General features: G+C 64.3%; 6 protein-coding genes. All 6 read left to right on the top strand.

Translation table 11 applies throughout. The annotated features are described in order from the left end of the window. Positions 1-131: 131 nt before the first annotated feature. The 6 genes from FNL14_RS17510 to FNL14_RS17485 all read left to right on the top strand — a co-directional run bounded on the left by FNL14_RS17510 (position 132) and on the right by FNL14_RS17485 (position 6,237). On the top strand, positions 132-1,427 hold the full coding sequence (locus FNL14_RS17510; protein WP_142062525.1) for an ABC transporter substrate-binding protein: 1,296 nt from the start codon (positions 132-134) through the stop codon (positions 1,425-1,427). 171 nt (positions 1,428-1,598) lie between these two features. Continuing rightward, positions 1,599-2,492 carry a carbohydrate ABC transporter permease gene (locus FNL14_RS17505; RefSeq protein WP_255470897.1) on the top strand — a complete coding sequence of 298 codons (894 nt, stop codon included), beginning with the start codon at positions 1,599-1,601 and terminating at the stop codon, positions 2,490-2,492. Next, positions 2,489-3,370, top strand: coding sequence for a carbohydrate ABC transporter permease (locus tag FNL14_RS17500; RefSeq protein WP_142062522.1), 882 nt, complete (start codon positions 2,489-2,491; stop codon positions 3,368-3,370). The genes FNL14_RS17505 and FNL14_RS17500 overlap by 4 nt, the downstream gene beginning before the upstream one ends. A 6-nt stretch (positions 3,371-3,376) precedes the next feature. After that, a complete protein-coding gene (dgoD, locus tag FNL14_RS17495) occupies positions 3,377-4,525 on the top strand; it encodes a galactonate dehydratase (protein WP_142062519.1) in 1,149 nt (382 codons plus the stop codon). 54 nt (positions 4,526-4,579) lie between these two features. Beyond that, entirely contained in the window at positions 4,580-5,251 is a 672-nt protein-coding gene (locus tag FNL14_RS17490) for a bifunctional 4-hydroxy-2-oxoglutarate aldolase/2-dehydro-3-deoxy-phosphogluconate aldolase (RefSeq protein ID WP_142062558.1), read from the top strand. Beyond that, the gene (locus FNL14_RS17485) at positions 5,248-6,237 is read left to right on the top strand and encodes a sugar kinase (protein ID WP_255470896.1); all 990 of its coding nucleotides are present in this window, start codon (positions 5,248-5,250) and stop codon (positions 6,235-6,237) included. Before FNL14_RS17490 ends, FNL14_RS17485 begins: the two co-directional genes overlap by 4 nt. The last annotated feature ends 118 nt before the right edge of the window (positions 6,238-6,355 follow it).

Here is a 6,355-nt window from a genome sequence, read left to right as displayed (position 1 = left end):
ATACGGGTGCTTGCCAAGGCCTTGTCTATGTCTGTTTTATTTGTCTATGCTGACTCCCAAAGCAGATGTAAAGATGCATCTGTAAGCGGGCTGACTTTTTTGTCCAGCCCTCTCGAAGCAAGGGAGTCGTAATGAAGCGACGTTCTGTAGTGAAGTACGCGGCTGTCGCTGCGGCGCTTTCGCTCGGACTGACCGCCTGCAGTGGCGGCGGCGGCAGCAGCGATGCCAAGGAATCCGGCACCGTCCGGGTGACCCTGGCGAACCACGTCTGGACTGAAGGCATCAAGGCAGCTATTCCGGAGTTTGAGAAGTCCAGCGGCCTTAAGGTCGAGCTGACCCAGCTCGGCGAAGACCAGCTCTCGGACCAGTACAACGTCAAGCTCAACGCCGGCAGCGATGAGATCGATGTGATGATGTACCGCCCGCTCCAGGAAGGCAAAGCCTTCGCGAAGAACGGCTACCTGGCAGACCTGACGGACAAGGTCTCCGCAGACTCAGGTTGGGACTGGAAGGACTACCAGGAGGGCCCGGTCAAGGCCACTACTGTTGACGGCAAGGTTGTGGGCGTCCCGATCATCACCGAACGCGAAGTCCTTTACTACCGCAAGGACCTGCTGCAGGCAGCCGGACTCCAGGTTCCCAAGACCATGGACGAGCTCGAAGCTGCGTCTAAGGCCATCAAGGCAGCCAACCCGGACGTAGCCGGTTTTGTTGCCCGCACCGGCAAGTCCGCGGCGGTTACGCAGTTCTCCAGTTTCCTCTACAGTTTCGGCGGTGACTTCACGGATTCCAGCGGCAAGTCCGCTGTGAACTCGGACGCCGCGAAGAAGGCCTACGCCTACTACGGCGGCCTGATCAAGAACTACGGTCCCGCCAACGTCAGCACCGACATGAGCTGGCCCGAGGCGATGGCAATCTTTACGCAGGGCAAGGCGGCCTTCTACACCGAGGCGGACTCGCTCTACAAGAACGCCACAGATCCGGCCAAATCCAAAGTGGCGGACAAGGTAGGGTTTGCGCCGCTGCCCGCAGGTCCCGCGGGTTCCAAGCCTTACAACATCCCCTCCTGGGGCCTGGCCGTGAACGAGGCCTCCGGCAACCAGGACAACGCCTGGAAGTTCATCCAGTGGGCCACGAGCAAGGAACGCACCCTGGCCGCGCAGAAGGCCGGCGTCCCCGGACCCCGCGCTTCCGTCTGGTCCAACGCGGAAGGAACCTCGACGTACCCCAAGGACCTGGCCGATGCCATTGCGGTCAGCGCCAAGAACGGTATTGGCCACGACCGGCCCGAGGTTGTCACGGTAGGCAAGGCCCGCGAAATCGTCGGGGAGCCGATCGTCGCCAGCATCACCGGCGCCGACGCCTCCTCGGCAGCCGACTCGGCCCATGACTCCTTCCAGAAGTTCCTGGACAGCGAAAAGAAGTAACAGCCGCCGCGCTTCATACCCCTAAAGCGCATCAGAGCCCAGCGGGACGGTACCCCGTTGCAGTCCCGCCGGGTCCTCGCTCTTGCCTCACCCCAAACTCTTAGGTGAACCATGTCTGTAATGAACGCGCCGGGCAGCGCCCCGGCCCGAAGCGCAGGACGCCCTCCCAGCATGGGCGGAAATTTCTCCGCCTGGGCGAACCGGCACCGCAAATGGCTTTTTGCCGCACCCGCCATGATCTTTGTCGGCGTCCTGATTGTCTTTCCGCTGGCGTGGACCTTGTACTTGAGCCTCACGGATTCGCAGGGGTCTGTCCGCGCCAAAACGGATTTCATTGGGTTCGAAAACTACCTGACAGTCCTCACTGACACAGAACGTTTCTGGCCGGCAGTGGCCCGTACGCTGTCATTCACCGGCGTGGCCCTGGTCTGCGAGGTGGTGCTCGGCATGGGCATCGCGCTGCTCCTTTGGCGCCCGTTCCGCGGTGAAAAGTGGGTCCGGGTGGCGATCCTGCTGCCGCTGGTGGCCACGCCGGTTGCCGTGGGAATGATGTGGCGGCTGATCTTCGATCCGAACATCGGCTTCGCCAACCAGCTGCTGGGCATGGTGGGCATCCCGCCTCAGCCCTGGCTCTCGGGCCAGGACACCGCGCTGGGAACCACGATCTTTATGGACGTATGGCAGTGGACCCCCATGGTGGTGCTGATCCTTCTTGCCGGCCTGACCTCGCTCTCCGATGAGCCTGATGAGGCTGCCCGGGTGGACGGCGCCAACTCCTTCCAGCGCTTCTTCCTCATCACCCTGCCGCTGATGATGCCTACCGTTGTTGTCGCCATCCTGCTTCGCGGCATCGACGCCCTGAAGACCTTCGACATCCTGTACGCCACCAAGGGCAAGGGCGGCGGGTCCTTCCACGAGGTGGAGACCCTGAACGTCTACGCCTACGGCCTGAGCTTCGACTACAACCAGTACGGGCTGTCCTCAGCGGTGCTGATCCTGTTCTTCATGATCATCATCGGCTCCATGTGGCTGCTGACCATGCGCAAGAAAGCGGTAAGCAAATGACCGTTACAACCCCCAGCCAAACCTCCGCCGCGGCTCCCCAGGTGATCCGCCGCCGTCGGAAGCCCCTGCCCACCCGCCTCTATAAGGTCTTCCGTGTTGTGGCCCTCATCGTGGTGGTGCTGTTCCTGATTGCGCCGTTGTTCTGGATGCTCCTGGCTTCCTTCAAGACCAATGTGGACATCTATGACACCGCCAAGGCCTTGATCTTCTCGCCCACGGGTGAGAACTACGCCAACGTTCTGCAGCGGAACAACTATTTCATCTTCATCTTCAACAGCTTCTGGGTGGCGTTCGTTTCCACCGCGCTGTCAATCGTGCTTGGCGTTCCCGCGGCCTATGCCATGAGCCGGTTCACCATGCACCGCTCCGCTCTCGTGGTGCTGATGGCGCGCGTTATCCCGGGCGTTTCCCTGTTGGTGCCCTGGTACTACGTGTTCTCCAACCTGCGGATGGTGGGCAAGTTCGAGGTCCTGATCCTCAGCCACATGTTCGTGGCGCTGCCGCTGATCGTCTACATCATGATGAGCTACTTCGATTCCCTGCCGCTCGAGCTGGAAGAGTCCGCCCAGGTGGACGGCCTCACCCCGATCGGTGCGTTCCGCCTCATCACGTTGCCGCTCGCCGTCTCCGGCATCGCCACCGCGGGCATCCTGTCGTTCATCTTCTCGTGGAACAACTTCATGTTTGCCCTGGTGCTTTCCGGCTCCAACACCAAAACACTGCCCGTGGCCATCTTCGACTTCGTCTCCTACGCCAGCATCGACTGGGGCGGACTCATGGCGGCGGCCACAGTGGTGACCATTCCCATCATGATCATTGCGCTTTTCACGCAGAAGTACATCGTCTCCGGCCTCACCGCCGGTGCCACCAAGGGCTAGGCAACAGTGACTTTCATCAGCAGGATCGAAACCTTCCTCGTCGCACCGCGCTGGCTGTTCGTCCGCATCGAGACCGACAGCGGGATCGTCGGCTGGGGCGAAGCGACCTGCGAGGGCCGCAGCGAAACTGTCCGCACCGCCGTCGAACAACTCTCCGAACTCCTGATCGGCAATGACGCGCTCCGGATCGAGGACCACTGGCAGGTCATGACCAAGGGCTCCTTCTACCGGGGCGGCCCCATCCTGGCCAGCGCGGTGTCGGGGCTGGACCAGGCATTGTGGGACATCGCCGGCAAGCACTTCAACACCCCGGTGCATCAGCTCCTTGGCGGGCACGTCCGTGACCGGATCCGGATGTACGGCTGGGTGGGCGGAGACGAACCCAACGAGGTAGCGGACCAGATCAGCGCCCAGCTGGAGGTGGGGCTGACTGCCGTCAAGATGAACGCCAGCGGCCGGATGAGCCCCATCGCCTCGGTGGCAGAGCTCGACGGCGTTGTCCGCCGGGTGGCTGCCGCCCGCGAGGTCCTGGGGGCGCACCGGGATGTCGCCGTGGATTTCCACGGCCGCTTCAGCCTTGCCAACGCCCGCCGCGTGGCACCGCTGCTGGAACCGTACCGGCCCTTCTTCCTCGAGGAACCGGTGGTCCCGGAAAACACGCACCTGCTGCGGGAGTTCACCGCGTCTACCACCACGCCGGTCTCCACCGGTGAGCGGCTCTACAACCGGCAGGAATTCCTGCCCGCCCTGCAGGCCGGCATCGCCGTGGCGCAGCCGGATCTCTCCCACGCTGGAGGCATCACCGAGGTCCGCAAGATCGCCTCGCTGGCCGAGGTCTACGACGCGCAGCTTGCGCCGCACTGCCCGCTGGGTCCACTGGCGCTCGCCGCGTGCCTGCAGGTGGGCTTTGCGACTCCCAATTTCCTCATCCAGGAACAGAGCATCGGCATTCACTACAACCAGGGCGCGGAAGTCCTGGACTACGTGGTGGACAAGTCGCCGCTGAAGTTTGTGGACGGGCACATTGAACGCCTTACCGGCCCCGGCCTGGGGATTGAAATCGATGAGGCCGTAGTCCGTGCCGCGGACAAGCGCGGGCATGCCTGGCGCGGCCCGGTCTGGCGCCAGCCGGACGGTGCCTTTGCCGAATGGTGACGGCCAAAAGCACGGGTATTGAGAAGAGCAGCCCCTATGAAGGAGAAGGCCCTGATGGAGAACACCCTGGCCCCCGAGGAACTGCTGGCCGGCGTGCGGCGGACACGGCTGCTGGCGATCGTACGGGGAAACGACGGCACGGCAGCCGGGAAGGCGGCCCTCGCCGCGATGGAGGAGGGTTTCCAATATGTCGAAATCGCCCTGACCACTCCCGGGGCCCTCGATGCCATCAGTGAGGTGCGGGCTGCGGCGCCTCCCGGCTGCTTCGTAGGTGCCGGAACGGTGCTGACAAAACAGGACGTGGACAACGTTGCGGCCGCGGGCGGCCAGTTCATGGTCACGCCGTCCCTCGCGCCGTCCATCGAAGAAGCAGCGGGCCGGGGCATCCCCGTGCTGGCCGGTGCCCTGACCCCGAGCGAGTCCTTCGAAGCGATGAACCGCGGTGCCACGGCGGTAAAGCTCTTCCCTGCCTCCATTGGGGGACCCGGGTATCTCAAGGCAGTCCGCGATCCGTTCCCGGACATCCCCTTTATAGCGGTAGGCGGCGTGGGGCTCGATGAAGCGGCGGGATATTGGGCCGCCGGTGCCATCGCCGTCGGACTAGGCGGCCCGCTTTTCGGTGATTCGGCATCCGGGGGCGACCTCGCCGCCATGCGGGAGCGCGCACGCCGCTTTGTTGCCTTGGCTGCCGGTTCCGGCGGCGGGGCCATGGAGAGCCAACGGTGACTGCCGACGCCGGCCTCCCTGGCGTGGACCTCCTGACCTTCGGTGAGTCCATGGTCTCGCTGCGCTCGACCGGGCCGCTGTCCGCCGGCGGCGCCCTGGCCATGCATGTTGCCGGAGCCGAATCTAACGTAGCCGCCGCCGTCGCCCGGCTCGGCCACACCGCAAGATGGGCAGGCGTGGTGGGTGGCGATCCCCATGGCGAATTCATCCTCCGCCAGCTCCGGGCCGAGGGCGTGCAAGTGCAGCAACGCGAGGACCCATCGCGCCCGACCGGTGTGATGTTCCTCGAACAACGCACGGCGGACGTCACCCGCGCCTTCTACTACCGCTCCGGGTCCGCAGGATCAACGCTTAGCCGCGAGGATGCGGACCGTGCCCTGCAACAGGGTGCCCGCATCCTCCATCTCACCGGCATCACGGCTGCACTCAGCCCAGAGTCGCGCAAGGCCGTGGAGTTCGCGGCCGAACGCGCTGCTGCCGACGGGCTGGTGGTGTCCCTCGACGTCAACTACCGCAGCAAACTGTGGTCCCGGAGTGAGGCCCGGGAGGCCCTCACTCCGCTCGCCCGGCACGCCACCATCCTGATTGCTTCCGACGACGAACTTGACCTGGTAGCCATCCCGCCCGATGGCAGCCAGGATCCAGAGATGCAAGAAGTGGCTATGGCTGGCCAACTTCTTGGACTGGGAGTGCGCGAAGTTGTGGTCAAGCGCGGTGCCGCCGGCGCGTGCGTCCACACCCGGGACGGCCGCTGGGAAGCCCCGGCAGTGCCTGTCACCAGCATCGATACGGTGGGTGCCGGAGATGCTTTCACCGCCGGATACCTGTCCGCATTGCTCGACGGCGAGGATGTGGCCGGCCGGCTGCAGCGGGGCGCCCTGATGGGGGCCTTCGCCGTGAGCACTGCCGGGGACTGGGAAGGCCTTCCCCGCCGGGCAGAGCTCGCCCTGCTCGGCACCACCCCCAGCGGTACCACCCAACGCTGACCCCCGCATCCTGTCCCCTTCCGACCAAGAAAGCCTGAATCTGCCGTGAAAATCATTGCTGCTGACGTCTTTGTGACCAGTCCCTCCCGGAATTTCGTGACGCTCCGGATCACTACCG

This window comes from Pseudarthrobacter sp. B4EP4b, from assembly GCF_006680095.1.
Taxonomy (GTDB): domain Bacteria; phylum Actinomycetota; class Actinomycetes; order Actinomycetales; family Micrococcaceae; genus Arthrobacter.
Note: the sequence above shows the minus strand (reverse complement) of the source record. Positions and strands in the feature narration are given on the sequence as shown.

What these genes read in the sequence shown, in the direction of transcription:
- FNL14_RS17500 (WP_142062522.1), top strand. Translation starts at nt 2,489, where the DNA reads ATGACCGTTACAACCCCCAGCCAAACCTCCGCCGCGGCTCCCCAGGTG.
- FNL14_RS17505 (WP_255470897.1), top strand. Translation starts at nt 1,599, where the DNA reads ATGGGCGGAAATTTCTCCGCCTGGGCGAACCGGCACCGCAAATGGCTT.
- FNL14_RS17490 (WP_142062558.1), top strand. Translation starts at nt 4,580, where the DNA reads ATGGAGAACACCCTGGCCCCCGAGGAACTGCTGGCCGGCGTGCGGCGG.
- FNL14_RS17510 (WP_142062525.1), top strand. Translation starts at nt 132, where the DNA reads ATGAAGCGACGTTCTGTAGTGAAGTACGCGGCTGTCGCTGCGGCGCTT.